This is a genomic window from Streptomyces sp. MCA2 (assembly GCF_023544705.1).
GTDB classification, from domain to species: Bacteria; Actinomycetota; Actinomycetes; order Streptomycetales; family Streptomycetaceae; genus Streptomyces; species Streptomyces decoyicus.
The window spans coordinates 1-19,177 of the sequence record NZ_JAMJFM010000004.1 but is presented as its reverse complement, the minus strand read 5'-3'; the positions used below and the strand labels follow the sequence as shown (position 1 = coordinate 19,177).

17 protein-coding genes are annotated in these 19,177 nt (G+C 71.5%); 7 read left to right on the top strand and 10 right to left on the bottom strand.

The window, feature by feature from the left end; translation table 11 throughout:
- Positions 1–29: 29 nt before the first annotated feature.
- Complete coding sequence (locus tag M8I34_RS04485) at positions 30–932, bottom strand: LysR family transcriptional regulator (protein ID WP_250047987.1); 903 nt, start codon at positions 930–932, stop codon at positions 30–32.
- An 83-nt stretch (positions 933–1,015) separates the two neighbouring features.
- Between M8I34_RS04485 and M8I34_RS04480 the strand changes: the two genes are divergently transcribed.
- Positions 1,016–2,014 (top strand): PhzF family phenazine biosynthesis protein, encoded by a 999-nt coding sequence (locus tag M8I34_RS04480; RefSeq protein WP_250047986.1) that lies wholly within the window; start codon positions 1,016–1,018, stop codon positions 2,012–2,014.
- Positions 2,015–2,113: 99 nt separating this feature from the next.
- Here the strand turns inward: M8I34_RS04480 and M8I34_RS04475 are convergent, their stop codons facing one another.
- Complete coding sequence (locus tag M8I34_RS04475; protein ID WP_250047985.1) at positions 2,114–2,647, bottom strand: GNAT family N-acetyltransferase; 534 nt, start codon at positions 2,645–2,647, stop codon at positions 2,114–2,116.
- Between the two features lie 117 nt (positions 2,648–2,764).
- Complete coding sequence (locus M8I34_RS04470) at positions 2,765–3,304, bottom strand: HAD domain-containing protein (protein WP_250047984.1); 540 nt, start codon at positions 3,302–3,304, stop codon at positions 2,765–2,767.
- A gap of 86 nt (positions 3,305–3,390) precedes the next feature.
- Between M8I34_RS04470 and M8I34_RS04465 the strand changes: the two genes are divergently transcribed.
- A complete protein-coding gene (locus M8I34_RS04465; protein ID WP_250047983.1) occupies positions 3,391–3,825 on the top strand; it encodes a protein-tyrosine phosphatase family protein in 435 nt (144 codons plus the stop codon).
- Between the two features lie 51 nt (positions 3,826–3,876).
- Here M8I34_RS04465 and M8I34_RS04460 read toward each other — a convergent pair whose 3' ends face one another.
- The 4 genes from M8I34_RS04460 to dacB all read right to left on the bottom strand — a co-directional run bounded on the left by M8I34_RS04460 (position 3,877) and on the right by dacB (position 8,861).
- A complete protein-coding gene (locus M8I34_RS04460) occupies positions 3,877–5,196 on the bottom strand; it encodes a globin domain-containing protein (protein ID WP_250047982.1) in 1,320 nt (439 codons plus the stop codon).
- 206 nt (positions 5,197–5,402) lie between these two features.
- Positions 5,403–5,849 carry an Rrf2 family transcriptional regulator gene (locus M8I34_RS04455; protein WP_030982773.1) on the bottom strand — a complete coding sequence of 149 codons (447 nt, stop codon included), beginning with the start codon at positions 5,847–5,849 and terminating at the stop codon, positions 5,403–5,405.
- Positions 5,850–6,111: 262 nt separating this feature from the next.
- Positions 6,112–7,071, bottom strand: coding sequence for an ADP-ribosylglycohydrolase family protein (locus tag M8I34_RS04450; RefSeq protein WP_250047981.1), 960 nt, complete (start codon positions 7,069–7,071; stop codon positions 6,112–6,114).
- 182 nt (positions 7,072–7,253) lie between these two features.
- Positions 7,254–8,861: a D-alanyl-D-alanine carboxypeptidase/D-alanyl-D-alanine-endopeptidase gene (dacB, locus tag M8I34_RS04445; RefSeq protein WP_250047980.1), complete on the bottom strand. Its 1,608-nt coding sequence runs from the start codon at positions 8,859–8,861 to the stop codon at positions 7,254–7,256.
- Between the two features lie 323 nt (positions 8,862–9,184).
- Between dacB and M8I34_RS04440 the strand changes: the two genes are divergently transcribed.
- The gene (locus M8I34_RS04440; RefSeq protein ID WP_250047979.1) at positions 9,185–10,744 is read left to right on the top strand and encodes an alpha/beta hydrolase; all 1,560 of its coding nucleotides are present in this window, start codon (positions 9,185–9,187) and stop codon (positions 10,742–10,744) included.
- Positions 10,745–10,803: 59 nt separating this feature from the next.
- Here the strand turns inward: M8I34_RS04440 and M8I34_RS04435 are convergent, their stop codons facing one another.
- Positions 10,804–12,624: a TIGR03767 family metallophosphoesterase gene (locus M8I34_RS04435; RefSeq protein WP_250048155.1), complete on the bottom strand. Its 1,821-nt coding sequence runs from the start codon at positions 12,622–12,624 to the stop codon at positions 10,804–10,806.
- A 462-nt stretch (positions 12,625–13,086) separates the two neighbouring features.
- Here M8I34_RS04435 and M8I34_RS04430 point away from each other — a divergent pair, with 462 nt between their 5' ends.
- Entirely contained in the window at positions 13,087–13,854 is a 768-nt protein-coding gene (locus M8I34_RS04430) for an HIT domain-containing protein (protein WP_250047978.1), read from the top strand.
- Positions 13,855–13,960: 106 nt separating this feature from the next.
- Here M8I34_RS04430 and M8I34_RS04425 read toward each other — a convergent pair whose 3' ends face one another.
- Positions 13,961–14,710 (bottom strand): hypothetical protein, encoded by a 750-nt coding sequence (locus M8I34_RS04425; RefSeq protein WP_250047977.1) that lies wholly within the window; start codon positions 14,708–14,710, stop codon positions 13,961–13,963.
- Positions 14,711–15,183: 473 nt separating this feature from the next.
- Here M8I34_RS04425 and M8I34_RS04420 point away from each other — a divergent pair, with 473 nt between their 5' ends.
- The 3 genes from M8I34_RS04420 to M8I34_RS04410 all read left to right on the top strand — a co-directional run bounded on the left by M8I34_RS04420 (position 15,184) and on the right by M8I34_RS04410 (position 18,003).
- A complete protein-coding gene (locus M8I34_RS04420) occupies positions 15,184–17,079 on the top strand; it encodes a glycoside hydrolase family 5 protein (RefSeq protein ID WP_374210856.1) in 1,896 nt (631 codons plus the stop codon).
- A gap of 153 nt (positions 17,080–17,232) precedes the next feature.
- Entirely contained in the window at positions 17,233–17,664 is a 432-nt protein-coding gene (locus M8I34_RS04415) for a GNAT family N-acetyltransferase (RefSeq protein WP_250047976.1), read from the top strand.
- A 42-nt stretch (positions 17,665–17,706) separates the two neighbouring features.
- On the top strand, positions 17,707–18,003 hold the full coding sequence (locus M8I34_RS04410; RefSeq protein ID WP_250048153.1) for a PASTA domain-containing protein: 297 nt from the start codon (positions 17,707–17,709) through the stop codon (positions 18,001–18,003).
- 31 nt (positions 18,004–18,034) lie between these two features.
- Here the strand turns inward: M8I34_RS04410 and M8I34_RS04405 are convergent.
- Positions 18,035–19,177, bottom strand: a 1,143-nt coding sequence (locus tag M8I34_RS04405) for a Glu/Leu/Phe/Val dehydrogenase (protein ID WP_250047975.1), incomplete at its 5' end; no start/stop codon positions are given.

The window sequence follows — 19,177 nt, the reverse complement described above, 5'->3', positions numbered from 1 at the left end:
CCGTACGGCCTTCAGCCCGTATGCAGCACTCACGCCGCCGCGAAGGCGCGGGTCAGCTCCTCGGCCACGATCTGCGCGCCCGGCGCGAACCACCGTCTCCGGTGCCGGACGAGCTGAACGGGAACGGGCTGGGCCTCGGGGCCTTCCACGACCGTCAACCGGCCGTCGTGGAGGTGGCGTTCGACCGTCACCTGCGGGAGCAGCGTCAGGCCGAGACCGGCCGCGACGCACGACCGCGCGGCATCGATACTGCCGAACCGGGTGATCCGGGGTGCGGCACCCGGCAGGCTCAGCAAGGTGCGTACGAGCCGGTCACTGTAGGAGCACCCCTCCTCATGGACGAAGAAGCTCTCGCGGGCCAGCGCCTCCCAGTCGGCCGCCCGCCCGGCCAGCGCATGACCGGGTGCCGCCACGTATGCCAGCGGCTCGTCCGCGATCCTGCGGGCCAGCAGATCGCTCTCGCCGACCTCCGGCTCCAGCAGCAGTGCGAGGTCGAGCCGGCCGGTCCGCAGTCCGTCCACCGCCGAGTCCGTGCTGACGGCGTGCAGATGGACATCCAGTCGGGGGTGGGCGTGCCGCAAGGAGGCGATCACCGCGGGCAGCCGTGAGGAGCACAGCGAATCGCCCGCGCCGACGGCGACCTGGCCCTCGACCGTCCCGCCGTCCGCGTCGCGCCGTCCGGCCGAAGCCGTCGCGCGGAGCCGGGCCACCGCGTCGAGCACCTCTTCGGCCTCTTCCAGCAGGCGCTGCCCGGCCCGGGTCGGCACCGTCCCCGAGGGCAGTCTGTCGAACAGCGGGGTCCCCAACTCCTTTTCCAGGGTACGAATTTGGACGGTGACCGTGGATTGGGCGAGATGGAGCGTGCGGGCCGCGGCGGTGAAGCTTCCCGCTCTGGCGAGCGTCACGAACGTACGCAGGAGTCTGGTGTCCACCGGCGCACGCTATCGCGATATCCGATGGCAGCAAGCGAGAACCATCGTTGGACGCGATCGGATCGCGCTGCCATCGTGAAGCCATGACCACACAGACGCCGCCCACCGGCCCCACCCCGCTCCCGGACACCGTCGAGAGTCCGGACCCCGTCGCGAGTCCGGAGACCCCTGAGAGCCCGGACGCCATCGAGAGCCCGGACGCCCTCCAGAGCTCCGGCACCGTCGAGGTGCTGCGCTACTCCGCCTTCACCAGCGACCCGGCCGGCGGAAACCCGGCCGGTGTGGTGCTCGACGCCGCGGACCTCGACGACGCGCGGATGCTCGGCGTCGCGGCGGAGGTCGGGTACTCGGAGACCGCGTTCATCACGGCACAGGACACCGCCGCACGCCGCTACCGGCTGCGCTACTTCAGCCCGCGCGCCGAGGTCGCCTTCTGCGGACATGCCACGATCGCCACGGCCGTTGCCCTCGCCGCACGCACCGGAACCGGTGAGCTGCTGTTCGACACGCCCGTGGGCGAGATCCGGGTGGGGACCAGCCTCGTCGACGGGCTGATCCGCGCCACGCTCACCAGCGTCCCGGCGCATTCCCGCCCGGCCGAGGACACCACCCAGGTCGAGCCGGTGCTACGGGCTCTGCACTGGACCAGGGCCGACCTGGACGACAGCCTTCCGCCGCATATCGCCTTCGCGGGCAACGACCATCTCGTCCTGGGGATCCGGAGCCGGGCGCAACTGGCCGCCCTCGACTACGACTTCGACGCGCTGCACGACCTCATGCGCCACCACGGCTGGACCACCGTGCACCTCGTCCATCGCACGGCACCCGACCGCCTCGACTTCTCCGCCCGGGACCCCTTCCCGGTCGGCGGCGTCGTGGAAGACCCGGCAACCGGCGCCGCCGCCGCGGCCTTCGGCGGCTATCTGCGCGCCCTGGGCCTGGTCACGGAGCCCCTGCGGGTGCATATCCGGCAGGGCGAGGACATGGGCCGGCCCAGCGACCTCTACGTCGACCTCCACCCCGATGACCCGCGGGTGCGGGTCTCGGGCCAGGCCGTTCCCCTCCCGTCCCAGGGACGGTGAGCCCTGGGACGGGAGGGAGGCGAGGCGGCCGCCGACGCACCGCATCGGCGGCCGCAAGCCGCCACGGACGGACCGCCGACGAGGCCTGGGGGCGGTCGATCACATCGGGAAGGACAGCAGACGTACCGGCCCCACGGGCCACTGTGCCCCGTCGCGCAGCGGCGTCCACATGGTCCGCAGCGGCATGACCACCGGACCTTCGGCCTGCTCGACGTGTACGTCCCCTTCCAGCGTCCGCCAGCCGAGCCGCTGGTACAGCGGGACGAGATGCGGCCGGCAGAAGAGGATTCCGTACTGCGGTCCCATCGTGCGGGCGTGTTCCAGGGCGGAGGTGACAACGAGCCGTGCCAGTCCGTGCCCGCGCAGGTCAGGAGCGACGACCACCCCGCCGAAGCCGACGGCCTGCGTTTCGGCCGAGCCGACCGAAAGCGGAACCGGCAGGAGGCCCGTGTGTGCCACGAGGCGGCCGTCGAGTCTGATGCCGAAGTGCTCCTGCTTGGGCAGCCAGGTCAGACCGGCCTCGGAGACTCCGAAGGGGTCGTCGTCGTCCCCGACGATCTCGCTCAGTTCCGTCTTGGTGTAGCGCGCGAGCCGGACGGCGGTGAACGAGGCCGGAGGAAGGTGTGTGGTCATGATCCGCATCATGCTGTCCGTACCCGCCGCGGACAATGCCCTTGTCGACGCTGTCGGCCTCGCGGACAAGCGCGGCACCGGGGAGCGACCCGCCGCAGCGGCGCCCGCAGTTCCCGGTCAGCCCGTTGCCCATCTGCGCAACCAGTCGTCGAGGAGGGCGAAGTCGGCGTCCGTGAGGCCACGGCCGGGATCGACGCGGTGGAGCAGGGCCCGCTCACCGTGGTGCGCCGACACCCACGTCCGATCGGTGTCCGTGATCTCGTCGTCGACCCAGGCGAATACCCGCCCGGCAGCCCAGTCGAGGAGCGTGCGGGTCTTCCAGTGCAGCCCTGCCCGGGTGTCTCGCTCCTCGTCGAAGGACGGGTCCGGCCATGTCACCATGGGCAGTTCCGGCAGCCCGAGTCGCGGCGCGATGCACTCGTTCGCCTCCGCCATCCATGTCGTTGCCCAGACGAGGTGGCACGGCAGCGCCGCCAACCTGGGCCCGAGCGCGGGGTCGATCCTGGCCAGCAGGGGATTCGCGCCGGTTTCCGAGGGGTCGTGGGCCGTGGGGTAAGTCGGATACCCGCCCGCACTTTGATGGTTCGCCGCCCCGAAGGGAAGGAGTGGTCCATCGACGTCGAGAAAGAGGAGCGGGCGTTCCGCGGGACCGGTCACCGCTGCAAGATAGCGGCTCGTGGAGGGGAGCGGGCGGTAGTGCTTGCCCTCGCTGGGGCCTGCACCGGCCCCGATAGGCTGCGTATATGGCGGAGAACTGGAGCTCGTCGGACCTCGGGGTCATGAGGCTCCCCGCGGGCGCTCTGGTGCGCGGCCGGGGCCTGCGTCACCCCCTCCCCACAGGACCGACACCAACCTTCGCGCTCTATCTGCTCGGCAAGCAGCCTCCCCGAACCGAGTGGGACGCCCGATGGCTGCACTGGCCCGATTTCCGGCTCCCCAAGGACCGTCAGCAGGCTCGGACGGTGTTCCAGGAGGCGCTTGCCCGGGCAGCGAACGAACGCGTCGAGATCGCCTGCGGCGGTGGCCGCGGGCGGACAGGAACAGCCCTGGCGTGCATGGCCGTTCTCGACGGAGTGCCGGCAGAACGAGCCGTGGCGTTCGTCCGCCGGCACTACCACCATCGCGCTGTGGAGACCCCGTGGCAGCGACGCTACGTACGGCGCTTCGCAGACGCGTAGCGGGCCCCGGAGCGCATCGCGCCGCCGGCTGTGCCCAGGGGGTGTCTTCCTCTACAGCCCGAGATCCGGCCCGAAGACCTCGTAGTGGATGTTCGAGGCGGGTACGCCGGATGCCAGAAGTTGGGCGCGGGCGGCCTTCATGAACGGCACGGGTCCACAGAGATACGCGGTGGTACCGGCCGGAACGACGATCCGCGTCAGATCCATCCGCCCGGTGCGCACGGTCACCGGATCCGCCGCGCCGCCGGTCTCCGCCTCCGCGCGCTCCTCCCCGTGCCGGACCGCCTCCTTGCGCCGGACCCCGTCCTCGTACCAAATCCCGTCCGCGTGACGGACTCCCTCCTCGTACCGGACTCCCTCCTCGTACCAGAGTTCCGTTGTCGCGTCGGTGAGTTTGTCGGTGAGCCGGCGGAGATCCGTACGGAACGGGTGGGTGGCGGGCGACCGGTCGGCGTGGGCGGCGATGATGCGGCGTCGGCAGCCGGCGGCGGCGAGGTGCGCGAGCATGCCGACCATCGGAGTGCACCCGATGCCCGCCGAGGCCAGGAGCAAGGGGCCGTCGCCGTCGTCGAGCACCACGTCACCGAACGGCGGGCTCACGTGCAGGGTCTCGCCGCCATGGACGTGCGCATGCAGGTAGCCGGAGACCTCGCCCGCGGGGGCGTCGGACGGGGCGCCGGGCCGGCCGGCCGCCGCCACCCGCTTCACGGAGATCTGCAAGCCGCCGTCCGGCTGCCCGGACAGGCTGTACTGGCGTATCTGCCGTGCACCGTCGGGGAGTTGCACCTGTACGGAGACGTATTGGCCGGGGCGGGCCGGGGGGACGGGCGCGCCATCGGCCGGACGCAGGAGGAAGGTGGCGACCTCGTCGGTCTCCTGCACGCGGGCGGCCACTCGGTACGGACGCCACACCCCGTCCTCCGCGACGCCGGCCTCGGCCGAGAGCCGCTTCTCGATGGCGATCAGGGCGTGGGCCATCAGCCAGTACACCTCGTCCCAGGCCCGGACCACCTCATCGGTCACCGCTTCGCCGAGTACCTCCGCGATGGCCGCGAAGAGGTGCTCCCGCACGATCGGATACTGGTCCGCACGCACCCCGAGAGAGGCGTGCTTGTGCGCGATGCGCGTGAGCATGGTGTCCGGCCGGCGGTCCGGGTGCTCGGTGAGATGACCGGCGAAGGCGGCGACGGCCCCGGCGAGAGCCAGTCGTTGGCTGCCGTTGGCCTGGTTGCCGCGGTTGAAGAGGTGGCGCAGCAGCTCGGGGTGGGCGGCGAAGAGCTTCTCGTAGAAGAGCGTCGTGATCTCACTGAGGGATCCGCTGACGGCGGGGAGTGTGGCATGCACGGTCTCGGCGGACTTCGGCGACAGCATCGGCAACTCCAGACTCTTGGACTCTTGGGGTGGGGAGGGAAGGAGGGGGAGGGGGAAGGGTGGGAAAACTCGTATCTTGGATTCGTATTTTTGGGCGTGGGCGTGGGCGTGGGCGGGGCGGTGTGGGACGTGCGTGCGTGCGGAGTGGGTACGGGCTTCGTGCGGCGGACCCGGGTCGTCGGGTGTGTTCGTCCGCGCCGGTGCGGTCAGTCCGTGGGCCGGGGTGTCAGGCTGAGGAGGAGTGGCCCGGTCGGGGATTCGACCAGGTCGGCGACGGAGAGCGGGTCGAGCGAGGCGTAGAAGGCTTCCTGGGCCGCGCGCAGTGCGCCGCGCAGTCGGCAGCCACCGCGTAGCGGACAGGGTGGGTCGTCCTCGCACCCCACGACGTCATCGACCCCCTCCAGCTCCCGCACCAACCGCCCGAGCGAGCCCGTACGCCCCGCGGTCGTCAGCGTCAGGCCTCCGCCCCGCCCGCGCCGCGCCTCGACGGCACCGAGATGCTGAAGCTTGCTCACGACCTTGGCTGCGTGGGTGTACGGCACTTCGACGGCGCTCGCCACCTCGCGGGTGGTGGGCGCATCGTCCGTGGCGCCGAGGACCGCGAGGCGCATGGTGATCCGCAGGGCGATGTCAGTGCTCTTGGTGAGTCGCACATTCGCACTCTACTGAAGTGGTATCCAAGATGCCAATTTATGGTTCGCAGGGGGGTGGGGGCGTGACTGAGGACGCGGGTGAAGGAGCGCGGCGAAGACGGACGGGACGGAGCGTGAGGGGGCGCGAGCGGAGGGAACGTGAGGGACTACGAGCGGAGGGAACGTGAGGGACCGCGAGCGGAGGGAACGTGAGGGACCGCGAGCGGAGGGAACGTGAGGGACCGCGAGCGGAGCGACCGTGCGCGGACGCGAGGAGGGGGGTTCATGCCGTGAGGCGGTGTGCGAGGTCCAGAAGTTCCGGCAGCCTGAGGACCCGTCCACCGAAGCCCGGCAGCGGAACATGCAGGGGCGCGGTCCAGCGCGCGGGGATCGCGTCCACGCCGTAACAGGCGCCCGCGAGACCGCCGGTGACCGCGGCGACGGTGTCGGTGTCGCCGCCGAGGTCGATCGCCGCGCGTATCGCGTCTTCGTAGGTGGCGGTGGTGCGCAGGGCCCATACGGCGGAGCCCAGGCATGGCCAGACGGCTCCGTTGAACTCGGTGGCCTGGTCGGGGTGCCAGTCGGGTGCGAGGACCGTGGCGTAGCGCGGGCGCTGGGACGGGTCGATGAGCCCCACGATGTCGGGGAGCGCGGCCAGGGGATCGGCGCCTTCCAGCGTGACCCGGATGAGTTCGTGGAAGACGGCGGTGCCTTCCCAGGCCGCGCGGTCGCCGTGGGTGAGCGCGGCGATGCGCCGGGCGGCGCTCATGGTGGCCTGCTGTCCGGCAGGTGCGAAGTGGACCGCGGAGGTGGTGGCCCGCATCAAGGAACCGTTGCCCGCGGCGCGTCGGTTGACCTGGAAGTGGACCGGGGCGGCCCTGTCCCAGGGCATGCCGTTGGTGAGGACGTCTTCGGTTTGCAGGCCGACGTCCTTGGGCCCGGACGCGGCCCACCGCTGAAAACGGGCGAAGATGTCCGGCAGGTCCGGTCCGCCGCGCTCCAGTAGCGATTCGGCCACCAGGACGGCCATCTGCGTATCGTCCGTGGCCTCGCCGGGGTCCCAGCCGCCGCCTCCGCACATCTCGTCCGCAGCGACGGAATCAGGGAAGCGCGCGGAGAACACACCCGCGGCGCCGAACTCGAAGGGAGCTCCCAGGGCGTCACCCACCGCCGAGCCGACCACGGCTCCGGCCGTGCGCGCCGACCGCCGGAGGCGCTGCGTACCTTCAGACTTTCGCTGCATGGCCCGAGGCTATCGACGGCGAGGTGCCGAACCGGTGGTCCGTGTCTCCGTACGTCTCCAACGGGCATACGGCGGCGCCCCCTTCCCCCTTCCTCCCCGCGCCGGAGGAACGAGCGGTCCAGAGCCATCCGGAAGGGCGACGGCCCAGCGCCGTCCCCGCCCGGGTGCGCCCGCCCGGCTGTTCAGTGCCGGGCGGAGGCCTGTTGCTGGAGGCGGGCGGCGACATCGGCCACATCGTTGCCGATGGCCAGGACGCCGTTGATATCGGCGTCGGGTGTCGAGGCTCCGTTCACTCCGGTGAAGAACACATCGAACCGGCCCGGACGCGTCTCCAGGTAGCCGGCCGCGGTCTCGGCGCCCACGGCCACCCGGTCGTTGAGGGTGTCACCGCCCGCCGCGGTACCGGTCTTGGCGAAGACCTTGCCGCGCGACGGGCAGCTGTGGCAGGAATCGGCCAGCGTCCCGTCGACCCCCAGAATCGGCAGCGCCATACGGAAGCGCAGCGCGTCGGGGGTGTGCTGCCAGTACGTCAGGATCTGGGCCAGCGCGCGGGGTGTTGTCCGGTCGGCCGGGTTGCCGCCGCGGCCGTCGGCGAGCTGTACGGCCTTGCGGTCCACCCGCGCATGTTCCAGGAACCTGGCCAGTACGGGGAAGCCGTCCTCACAGTTGGTGCTTCCCGTGGTGGTGGCCATCAGGCAGATCCCCAGATTCGCCCCGAGGTTGTGACTCACCTTGAGGATGAGCTTGGCGTACTGGGCGTATGCGGGGGAGGTGTACCGGGCCACCACGGGCGCGCCCTGGTAGGACTTCGGCAACTGGCCGGACGGGTTGGGGCCGATGGCCTTGGCGCGGACCTCGACTCCCGCCCGTTTCAACGCCTCGATCATGGCGGTCCGGCCGAAGGCGTTGGGGTCCTTGACGGCGGACACCCGTAGAACGGGAGCGGAGCCGGCGGCGATGGTGCCGGTCAGGCGGATACGGGTGCCGTCGGCGGAGCTGCTCACGGTGATGTCGGCCGGTTTGCCCGCCGCGACGGTACGGACGGAGGAGGTGACGTGGTAAGGCGCGACCTTCGGACGCCACTGGAGGCCGGCGGGGGCGCCCGCCCGGGCGCCGGGGGAGGTCAGCAGGTCGATGAGGTTGTCATTGATGATCAGCGGGGTGGGGCTCGGGACGAGCGCGGGGTCCGGCCGGAACAGCCGTGCGTCGACGACCACGTCACCGTCGACCCGGCGGATCCCTGACTTGCGCACCTGCTGGGCGAGCTGATGGAGACCGGCCAGCGGGTCCTGCGGGGTGAGGGTGGCTCCCGGGACGTCGTTGGCGTAGGTGTGGTCGATGGGGGTGTAGGCGACGGTACCGTCCTTGCGCGTTCTGCCGCCGAGGGTCAGGTCGCCCTGCGCGACCAGGTCCAGGTCGCCCCTGAGCGTGGCGCCCCGGCGCTGCCCGACGGCGTACACGGGTGTGACGAACCGGTGGCCGCCGCCGAGGGTGTGCCAGGTGCCGCTGACGCTGAACAGCTTGGCCGTTGACCCGGGGATGAAGAACTGGTCGGCGTAACGGGACTGCGTCACCTTGCCGGTCTGCGGGTTCTGCTGGAACAGCCCCCACTGGGCGTGCCGGTACTCCGGTTTCCGCAGGATCGACGTGATCCGGGGATCGAGCGTGGGGGGCGCGGAGGACGGCGCGGCCTGGACGAGGCCGGTGATGACGACGCCGACGGCCAGCAGGACGCCCACGGTGCCGGCGATACGCCTTCGGGCTGTCCTGCGGGGGACGGAGGGTGACATGCAGACTCCACCAATGGTGTTGATCTGTCGTATATCTACCGCTATCAGCCCCCTGAAGGTACTGCTCACCACTACCGCAGGGGCGCACCACGTCGGCCGGGGTCCCCCGGACGCCTCAGCGCACCGGCCCGGGGCACGCGACCCGGGCGGGGCGAAAGCCGCCCCGGGTGGGCCTGTCCGCGCGGTCGCAGGGCCATGGCGCGTCCCGAGGGGGTGGTGCTGGTGCCACCCCGTAAGCGGGCACCAGGGGGATCGAACGTGGGCCCCGGAGAGCCGAGGATCTCTGTCATGGCAGCGCACCCCGCGCGCCGATGGGAGGATCGATGTCCGCGTTCAGAAAAACACGGTGGCCGGTGGCCGCCCTGTCGGGAGCGGTGGCCGCCGTGTTGATGTCCGCGGTGCTGCCCGCCGCGCCGCCGGCCCGGGCGGCGGACCCGTCCGGGTCGTCCGTACCGGCGCGCTATGTCCAGCAGCACCTGAACTGGCAGCCCTGCGCGGCGAAACCGTCACTGGAGTGCGCCCGTATGACCGTGCCGCGCGACTGGCACCATCCGGGCACCGGGGCCGATCTCACCGTCGAGGTGTCCCGGCACCGGGCGGCCGACCCTGCCCGGCGGCGTGGGGTGCTGATGATGGCGGCGGGCGGGCCGGGGGCGTCGGGACTGACCCGGCCCGCGGACTTCGCGGCGCGCTCGCCCGCGGTGGGGGCCGGGTATGACGTGGTCGGCTTCGACCAGCGTGGCGTCGGCCGCAGCACGCCCGCGCAGTGCCAGACCGACGCCGAATTCGAGGACTTCTACGCCCACGACTTCCGCGACCGCTCGCCCGCGGCCCTCCGCGGTGTACTGGACCGGTCGCGGCGGCTCGTCGCCGGCTGTCTGCGGCACAGCGGCGATCTGGTCCCCTGGCTGACCACCGACCAGGCGGTGCGCGACATGGACCTGTTCCGCGCACTGCTCGGCGTGCGCAAGATCTCCTATTACGGGCCCTCGTACGCCACCTGGCTCGGTGCGTACTACGCGACGGTGTTCCCGGGGCGCATCGAGCGCGCCGTACTGGACAGCAACCTGGACTTCAGCGGCACATGGCAGGAGGCCGAAGGAGGCCAGCCGCGAAGCTTCCAGCGCCGCTTCGAGCAGGACTTCCTGCCCTGGATCGCACGGAACGACGCCACGTACCACTACGGGCGCACCGCGGCAGAGGCGAAGGCGAGGTGGGAGGCGCGCCGCCGTGCCCTGCGCGACCATCCGCTGACCGTCGGTGCCCTGACGATCGGGCCCAACCAGCTGGACAACGCCACGATCCAGAACATCTACAACGCGCATCGGCAGTTCCCGCAACTGGCCGCCGCGCTCAGCACCCTCGACCACTGGCCGTCCGCCACACCGGCCGAGCGCGCCCTGGTCGCGAAGCTCTTCGAGCACTATCTGTCCCCGGGTTTCGCCGCCGCGTTCTTCTCGGTGACCTGCAACGACACGCCGTGGCGCCGTGACATCGGCTACTGGCTCGACCGCAGCGCGAAGGACACCGCGGCCCACCCGCTCGTCGGGGCGCGCGAGCTCGCCTACGCGGCGACCTGTGCGGCCTGGCCGGTGCCCGCCGCGCCCCGCGTCCGCGTCACCGGACGGGGTCTGCCCACCACCTTGATGCTCAACTCGGTGCACGACCCGGCCACGTACTACGAAGGCGCCCGCGCGGCGCACCGTGCGCTGCGCGGTTCACGGCTGGTCACGGTGACGGGCGGCGGCGACCACGGCCAGTACCAGAACGGCAATGCGTGCGTGGACGGCATCGTGGACGCCTATCTCCTCGGCGGAGCGGCTCCGGACCGTGATGTGAGCTGCGTGGCCGGCCCGCCGCCGGTGCCGTCGGGGCGTGGCTGAGGACGACCGGCGGGGACCGGTAAGGAGCTGCGGATGGCGGAGAGGGCCCGTGGCCCGTGTCAGGCCCGGCGGACCAGGAGTTCGGTGTTGCGGTCCGTCGCGGCGCCCGCCATTGCTTCGTGGACACCGTCGGTCAGCCCCGCGGCGAGGCCGGGAGCGTTGTACGACAGCTCACGGTAGAGCGAAGCGAGGCCGACGGAGGAGAGGTCGTCGAAGTCCGTGCGGTGCGGGGCGGCGGACTCGATGAGGGTGGTGAACAGGGACAGCGTGCCGTCGTGGTTGTCCACGAGCTCGATGATCCGTGCGTGCTGGGGATAGTCCACGTGCGAGGCGGTGTTGACCTCCCAGAAGGAGCGGGCGGCCGTCGGATGGGCATGCGGCGTGATGCGGTTCACGTGGCTGTGGCCGTTGATCCAGGCCACCACGTTCGGGAACCGGCTCAGCAGGGCGATGACTTCCTGGCCGTCGTGCCGCTTCTCCTCCGCACGGGCCGCGTCGGGGCGCCGGGTCATGCTCGGGCTGTGGTGGTGGCTGAACACCAGGATGTGCGCGTCGTCGGCGCCGGTATTGCGCACCAGCCGGCCGTCCGCGTCGTAGTGGCGTGAGCTGTGGGCGGCCAATGTCCGCTCCAGCCACTGGAGTTGCCCGGTGCCCAGGGACCCTTCGTAGTGACCGCTGCGGTACGTGGTGTCGATGCTGATGCCGATGACACCCTCGGCGACGGTGAAGGAGTAGTACATCCGGTCGTCGTCGAGGTGGTCCTCGGTGTAGCCGTGTCCGACCGGTCCCGCTCCGGCGAAGGCCGGGTTCAGATGTGCCCGCAGGTACTCGTGAGGCGTGAACATCCGGCGGCGCTCGTCGGCGGTCACGGTGCGTGCGCGGGCGGCGTTGTTGCGGAGGATCTCCTTGAGCACGGTGCTCTTGGGGTCGCCGCCGGTCTTCAGCACCTTGGCGAAGGCGGCCACGTCGGTGTCCGGCACGGTGAACAGCTTGCGTGCCCCGGTGACGTACTCCGCGAGCATGGGGTCCTGCGGGGCGAGACAGCCACCCGGCAGGTCGTCGTGATTGCCGGGCGTCGAGTACCAGGGAACGCGCAATCCGGGGCTGACGACCGGGCGCATCGCGGCTTCGAGGTAGCCGGGGATCGCCGGCAGGCCGCGTCTCTTGTCCTGGTCGCGCAGGGTGTCGTCCGGGTGCCAGTACAGCGCCAGTCCGGAGTTCTGTACGCCCTCGAACGACGTCGGGTCACCGGTGTTGGGGGTGATGCGGCCGCCGCTCATGAGGGTGAGGAACCACTCCAGCTCCCTCATGGAGTGGTTGTCGATGTTGTCGCCCGTGGACATGACGAAGGCCGGCGGCCGCCCGGTGTGGGGTCCGCCGCCGACTGCGTTGGCCTGCTCCACCAGCGACACCGCCCCGGCCACCGACAGTGCTTCCTGCGCCCGCCAGGATCCCGGCGATCCGGCGCGCAGGTACTCGGTGCGCAACGGGCTCTGGACGTCGGCCACATGGAGGTCGGTGAACTGGACGAAGCACGCCAGAGCGGTCCGCCGGTCCTGGCGTCCGGTCGCGGCGGAGGCGAGTTCGCCCCGGACGGCCAGGGGCCATCCGGGTCCGGAGGCGAGGCGGCGGTAGCCGCCGCTGCCGACGAGTCGGGCTGCGGTGTCCAGCGTGGTGGCCGCGAACGGTGCCGCTCGCCGCCCACCGGGGCGGGCCGGCGACGTACGGCTGAGCGACTGTGCGTGCGCGGTGCCCGGAGCCCCGCTGCTGCTGCGCTGGCCCGGCAGTGCCAGGGCGGCGCCGGTTCCGGCGACGGCGGCACCGGAGGTGAGAAGGAAGCGACGACGGTTGGGGGAAAGGTGGGTCGGCATACCGGCCATGAGGCCCTCCGAGCCGTGGTCGGTCTGCCTGACCACAGCCATGTGTCACCAAGCGGAATGTCTCATTCCAAAGCTTCCGGGGTGAGCGTGGCCAGAAGCTGAACGGTCCCGGAACTGGGCACACCTATTGCCCGTCGGTATGGGCGGCGGCCCCTCGGCCGTGGCGACCGGAACGCGCTCCTCCGGGCTCCGGGCTACGGCCTGCGGTCTCCGGGCCATGGCCTCCGGGCTCCGGCCTCCCCGCCGTTGCCTCCGGATGGAGCGGTCGTGGAAGGGGCGTTCACGGGCCCCAGGGGAGTGGAGAGGACCTGGCTGTGTGCCGATCTCATGGGCCGGCCGACGCCATGTCATGTACATCTGTCGGAGGGGAATCCGCGCCCGCCGACGGTATTCACGCGCCGGCACCACGCGGCAAGGGTCTCCCGTTCATGCGGTCCCCCGTCCCCCATGACAGGAGAGGTCATGCCCACTACCGTCGCCCCGGTCCGGATCACGTCCTACGGCGCCCGCTGGGGTGCCCCGCCCCGGCATGACACCGGCGCACTCGTGCTGGACGTGCGTGACTGGAAATGGGACCCGGCCGACACCGCGGTCACCGCGCCGCTGGTCCCGCTGACGGGCCTGGACCCCGACGTACGTGACTATGTCCTGTCCGATCCGGAGGCGCGGAGAGCCATCGAGCGCACCGGCCGTCAGGTGCTCGCCCTGCAACGGGCCGTCGTTGAGGAGGCTGTTCACCTGTATGTCGCCTGCTGGTACGGCCGCCACCGCGCTCCCGCCGTCGCCCGGGCGGTCGCCGACTGGCTGGCCGCGCACGGTACCGCCGCCGACGTCGAGCACCGCGACATCACCCGCCCGCTGATCCACCGCGAACCCGCCAGACAACTGGAGTCATGCGTGTTCTGCCGCATTGCCGCCGGCGCCGCGCCCGCCCAGCTCGTCCGTGACTGGCCGGAGGCCCTGGCGATCGTGCCCCGCCGCCCGGTCACACCCGGCCACCTCCTGGTCGTGCCGCGCCGCCATGTACGGGACGTGACGACCGACCCCGCCGTGACGGCCGCGGTGATGCAGCGCGCGGCGGAGCTCGGCGCGGAACTGACGGGCGACCTGAACCTCATCACGGCGGTCGGTCCGGCGGCGACACAGACGGTCTTCCACGCCCATGTCCATCTGGTCCCCCGACGCCACAGCGACGGTCTGCCGCTGCCCTGGACCCCGCAGCAGCAGTGACGGGGTGAAGGGGCCGCCGACCTGTGCAGAGAGCGCCGCCGGCAGCTCCTTCACCCCGTCACTGCTGCTGCGGCCGGGGCGGGCGGCCGGGGCGGGCGGGCTCCGCTCATCCCCATGCGCCATGGGCCTCCTGGTCTTCCTGGCCGGCCCGGCGAGCACCGTGACCCAGGTTGAGGGCGGTGGGGAGGTCGACGGACGGGTCGAGAGAGGCGTTGATACGGACGTCCAGCAGCGGCCCGCCGCCCCGGAAACTTGTCGTGCCGAGGGCCGCGTTGAGCCGGGCGGCGGCGGCCGCGGTGACCGTGATGCCAATGTTCATCCGCAGTGCGGCGGCCTCGGTGTCGATGGACGCATGGGTACGCGGCCGGGTGAAGGTGCCGAGGGTGATTCTCGCGCCCCGGTTCACGACGGCGCTGAGGGTGCCTTGGCTGAGGTTGCCGACGAAGCCGGTGACCCGGGCGACCTTCTTGGTCTTGATGTTGATCAACGCGATACCGGCGCGGGTGAACCGGAGCTCGCCGCCGACCTTGCCGCCGCTGTTGGTGACCGCACCGCTCCTGATGCCGAGGCTCATGCCGCCGGTGGAGTAGTGCGGGCTGATCTGGCCCTGGGCGTCGATCTCCGCTACCGCCACGCCGCGGGCTCTGAGCGCGGCGAGGAGGGCCGGCGGCGCGTCGAAGCGGGCCGAGCCGCCCCGTACGGGGACCTCGGTGTTTCCGGCGAGGCGGGCGGTGGTGACGGCCCGGCCGTCGGACGCGGCGGTGGCGGCGGAAGGACACGCCGGGGCAGCGGCGGCTGAGAGAAGAGCGGTGGTGAGCGCCAGAACGGCAGCCGTGGCGAGAGGGCGAGCGCGCATGCATGTCCCTTTCTCCGGTGGGAGCGAGTGCCAACGGATGCCTACGCAGCACTCGATTCCGTGATGGAGTGGTCACTCTATGTGCTCACCATGGCGGTTCCGTGGCGGCCGTGGTGCGCCAGGCCGGGCTGTACGCCGCCCAGCCCTATGGCCGCGCCGTCCTGCCGGCGGATGTCCGGCAGGTGGCCGGCGCTTCCCTCAGGGCCCGGCCGACACGTACCCACATCGCGCCACATCGCTCCGCATCGCGCCGTACCGTGCCGGGTCGTGCCGCGTCCGGGGCCGAAAGCGGTCGCATGGGTATGGCCCCGTCAGCCACTCGTCGGTAACTTGTCGATGCCCCGACGGCGGTGTCGCCACCGAGGGCTGCTCGCCGGAGGAACCGACGGGCACCACCGACGAAACAGGCAGATGACGTGAAGCCCTTCTTACGCTCGGCGTGCGGTGCCGTGACGCTCTGCCTCGCCCTTGTCATGGCGGGCCTCGGCGCCCCCGGCACGGCCGCGGCGCAGGCCATGCCGGACGCTTCCGCCGCCGGACCGTCGGCCGCCCGTAAACCCGCCGCGGCGTGGACGGCCCCGCTGTCCACCAGGGGCCGCTACATCGTCGACGCCGACGGCAAGCGGTTCCGGCTGAAGTCGGGGAACTGGGACGGCGCGCAGGGCTCCTGGAACGGTGCGGGGGACATCGGCGACGACGCCGCGCACCACAGCGGCCAGAACTCCCACGGCATCCCGCTCGGCCTCGACCGTGTACACATCGCCTCGCTGCTGCACGACTTCCACGCACTGGGCCTCAACAGCATCCGGCTGCCGTTCTCCAACGAAATGATCCACTCCGTGGCCCCGGTGCCCGATGCCGCGGTCGCCGCCAACCCGCAGCTGCGCGGCAAGACCCCGCTCCAAATTTTTGACGCGGTGATCGCGGCCCTGACCGCGGAGGGCTTCGCCGTCATCCTCAACAACCATACGAACAGCACCCGTTGGTGCTGCGGCCTCGACGGCAACGAGCGATGGAACAGCCGCCGGACCACGCGGCAATGGGCCGACGACTGGGTCTTCATGGCCCGCCGCTACCAGGACAACAGCCGTGTCGTGGGAGCGGACCTCTACAACGAGGTGCGCCGCGACATCTGGGACGACCCCAACTGGGGCCTGGGCGACAACCACGACTGGCAGGCCGCCGCCCAGGAGGCGGCGGACCGGATCCAGACCGAGGCCAACCCCCGTCTTCTCCTCATCATCGAGGGCATCAACTGGACCGGTGTGCCGGTGGACGGGCTGCCGCACGGCCGCCCCACCCTCGCCCCGGCCCGTACGCTCTCGCACACCCTCGTCCGCTCCGGGAGGCTCGTCTACTCGGCCCACTTCTACGGCTACACCGGCCCGCACCACAGCGGCGCCACCGGCGTGGGGGAGACCAGCGACCCCCGTTATCAGGATCTGACGGGCGATCAGCTGCGCGCCGTACTGCACGACCAGGCGTTCTTCGTCTCCGCCGAGAGCGGGCAGCACTTCACCGCACCCCTGTGGATCAGCGAATTCGGTATCGGCTCCGACGAGTCGGGAACGGCGGCCCGCACCTGGTTCGCCGGTCTGACGGACTACCTTGCCGCCACCGACACGGACTTCGCCTACTGGCCGCTCGTCGGCTGGAGCACCGACCGCCAGGGCCGCCCGGCCGGGGACAGCTGGGCCCTGCTGCGGTACGACAACGCCGGGGGCCGTACCGGGGTCCTGGACGGCGGCGACTGGCGGGCGGCCGCGTGGCACCGGCTGACGACGGCACCCCAACGGACGGGAGCGGTGCCGCCGACCCCCGCTTGGCACATGCTCACCCTCGACCACCGCGACTTCATCCAGTCCCTGAGCACACGCGCCCTGGGCGACTGGGACAGCGGAGCCCGCAAGGCCGCCTGCCCCGACGGCGAACGGCTGATCGGCCTCAGCCACACCCAGGGCCGCGGACTGTGCACCGATGCGCCCACCGCCGGCGATCTGCGCACCCCCGGCAGCGCCCCCGAGGTCGTACGGGACGAGCGGTACGTCCCCGCGGGTGGCGACTGGGCCCCCGGCTACAGCAAACTCCAGTGCCCCGAACGGCACTTCCTCACCGGCTACAGCCTGCGCGGGACGAAGGTCTCCGCCGCCTTGTGCATGCCCGCCCGCGCCTCGCTCGGCAGGGCGGGGGAGACCCCCTGGTTCGACCGCGGCGACCACCGCCCGCCCGGCGACCCCGGCGGCGACTTCGCCCACGGCCACTACAAAGGACAGTGCCCGACCGACGCCTACGCGGCAGGCATCGCCTACACCAGCCGCCTCGGACACCAGGGCAGCCCCGATGCCCTGCTCTGCCGGCCCCTGTCATAACGGCAGAGGCGCACGGCCGCGACGACGGTGACGCGTCGTCGGCCTTCCCCACAACGACGGCCGGGGAGCGGTCAGGAGAGCGGACCGGCCGCCGAGCGGATGCCTCGCCGTTCCGCGCACCGCAGGAACCGCCGTGCACTACCCTCCACGAGCATGATCGCGCGCAGGGATGACGGGTACGAGATAGCCATCGATCCGGACCGTCTCGATATCGAACTGATTCACCACTGGCTCTCGACCGATGCGTTCTGGGCGCTGGGACGCAGCCGCGAAACCGTTGGGCGGTCGGTGCATGCTTCGCTCAACTTCGGCCTCTACGACGCGGACGGGGCGCAGGCTGCCTATGCGCGAGTCGTCACGGACCTGTCGACGTTCGCATGGCTCTGCGACGTCTACGTCGCCCCCGCGCATCGCGGCAACGGGCTCGGCACCTGGCTGGCCACCGCGATCCGCGACCACCTCGCCCCCTACGAGCTGAAGCGGGTGCTGCTGTCCACCCTCGACGCTCACGAGGTGTATGCCAAGGCCGGCTTCGTCCCCTTTCCGCATCCCGGGAATTTGATGATCCTGGGCCCGGAAGAGTGAGGTCCTGCGGTGACCGTTGCCCTCGGTGATCGTTCTCCGGTGATGAAGAGAATCGTCACTGCCTCGGTCCTTGCCCTGTTCTGTCTCGTTCCCGCCGTTCCGGCGCATGCCGACGGGCCCGAGAAGATGCCGCACGTGGCGGGCCAGGGGCTGGTCCCCGCCTACGCCGCCCTCCGCTACGACACCTCCGTCCAGCTGAAGGACGGGCGCGGCGCGGGCCGCCATGTGCTGTGGCCCGCGGCCTGGAAGGTGTGTGCGCAGAACCCGGAGGCGGGCACCCCCCTCCAGGGCCGACGGGTCACGCTCACCGTGGTCAAGCGCGAGGAGTCGTGCCGGTAGCGGTGCGCCCGCCCGTTCCGCCGGCCGGGTGTCAGTCGCGCGGGATGCGCCCCTTGCTCTGCATGGCGGTGCGGACGCGCTCCTCGGCCAGGCGGCGGCCGGCGGCGTGCGGAGTGACGTCCTGTCGCCGGGCTGCGTCCAGGACGGTCACGGCGTTGGCTCGCAGCCTCGTCGAGACCGTCTCGACAATGCCGGCCGTGTCGGGCCGGAAGCCGGAGTAGCGGGCGTCCATGGCGAAGGCGGCTGCGACCACGCCTCCGGCGTTGGCCACGAAGTCGGGGAGCACGGTGACACCACGCTCGGCGAGGATGCCCTGGGCCTCCGCGGAGGTGGGCAGATTGGCTCCCTCCACGAGGATCTTCGCCTTCACTTCGTGCGCGGTGGCGCGGGTGATGACGTCCTGGAGGGCGGCGGGCACCAAGATGTCGCAGTCCACGGCGAGTTCGGCGCCCGGAGCGAGCGTGGTGGCGGCGGAGTGGCGGGTGACGAAGTGGTCGCCGTGCTCGTCGCGCGCCGCCAGCAGCGCGTCGACGTCGAGGCCGCTGGGGTCGTGCAGCGCCCCGTGGGCGGTGGACACCGCCACGATCGTGGCACCGAGTTCGGCGAAGCGCCGGGCGGCCGCGCTGCCGACCGCGCCGAAGCCCTGGAGGGCGACCCGGGAGCCGCTCAGTGGCAGCCCCAGGTGCTGTGCCGCGGCGTCGGCTGCCTCGGCGACGCCGTAGCCGGTGATACCGAGCTTGTCGTAGGCCACGCCGCCGAGATGTTCGGGGGTGCCGACGGCGGCGCCGCGGTCGCCCAGCTCGTCCTGGATGATGGCGGCGTCGCTCTCGGTCAGGCCCATGTCGAGTCCCATCACGTACTCGCGGGGCACCTCGTTGGACAGCGCGCGGGCGAAGGCGCGCAGCACCGCCTCCTTGTCGCGGGAGGCGGGATCGGCGACGATGCCGGCCTTGGCGCCGCCGTAGAAGAGGTCGACCGCGGCCCATTTCCACGTCATGACACGGGCCAGCCGGGACACCTCGTCGACGGTGACGCCGGGGCTCATGCGGGTGCCGCCCTTGCCGATGCCGCGGGCGGTGTTGTCGATCACCAGGACGCCCTTCATGCCGGTGCGCCGGTGCGAGACGACGACGATCTTCTCGGGGCCCCACTCGTCGACGAGAGAGAGTGCATC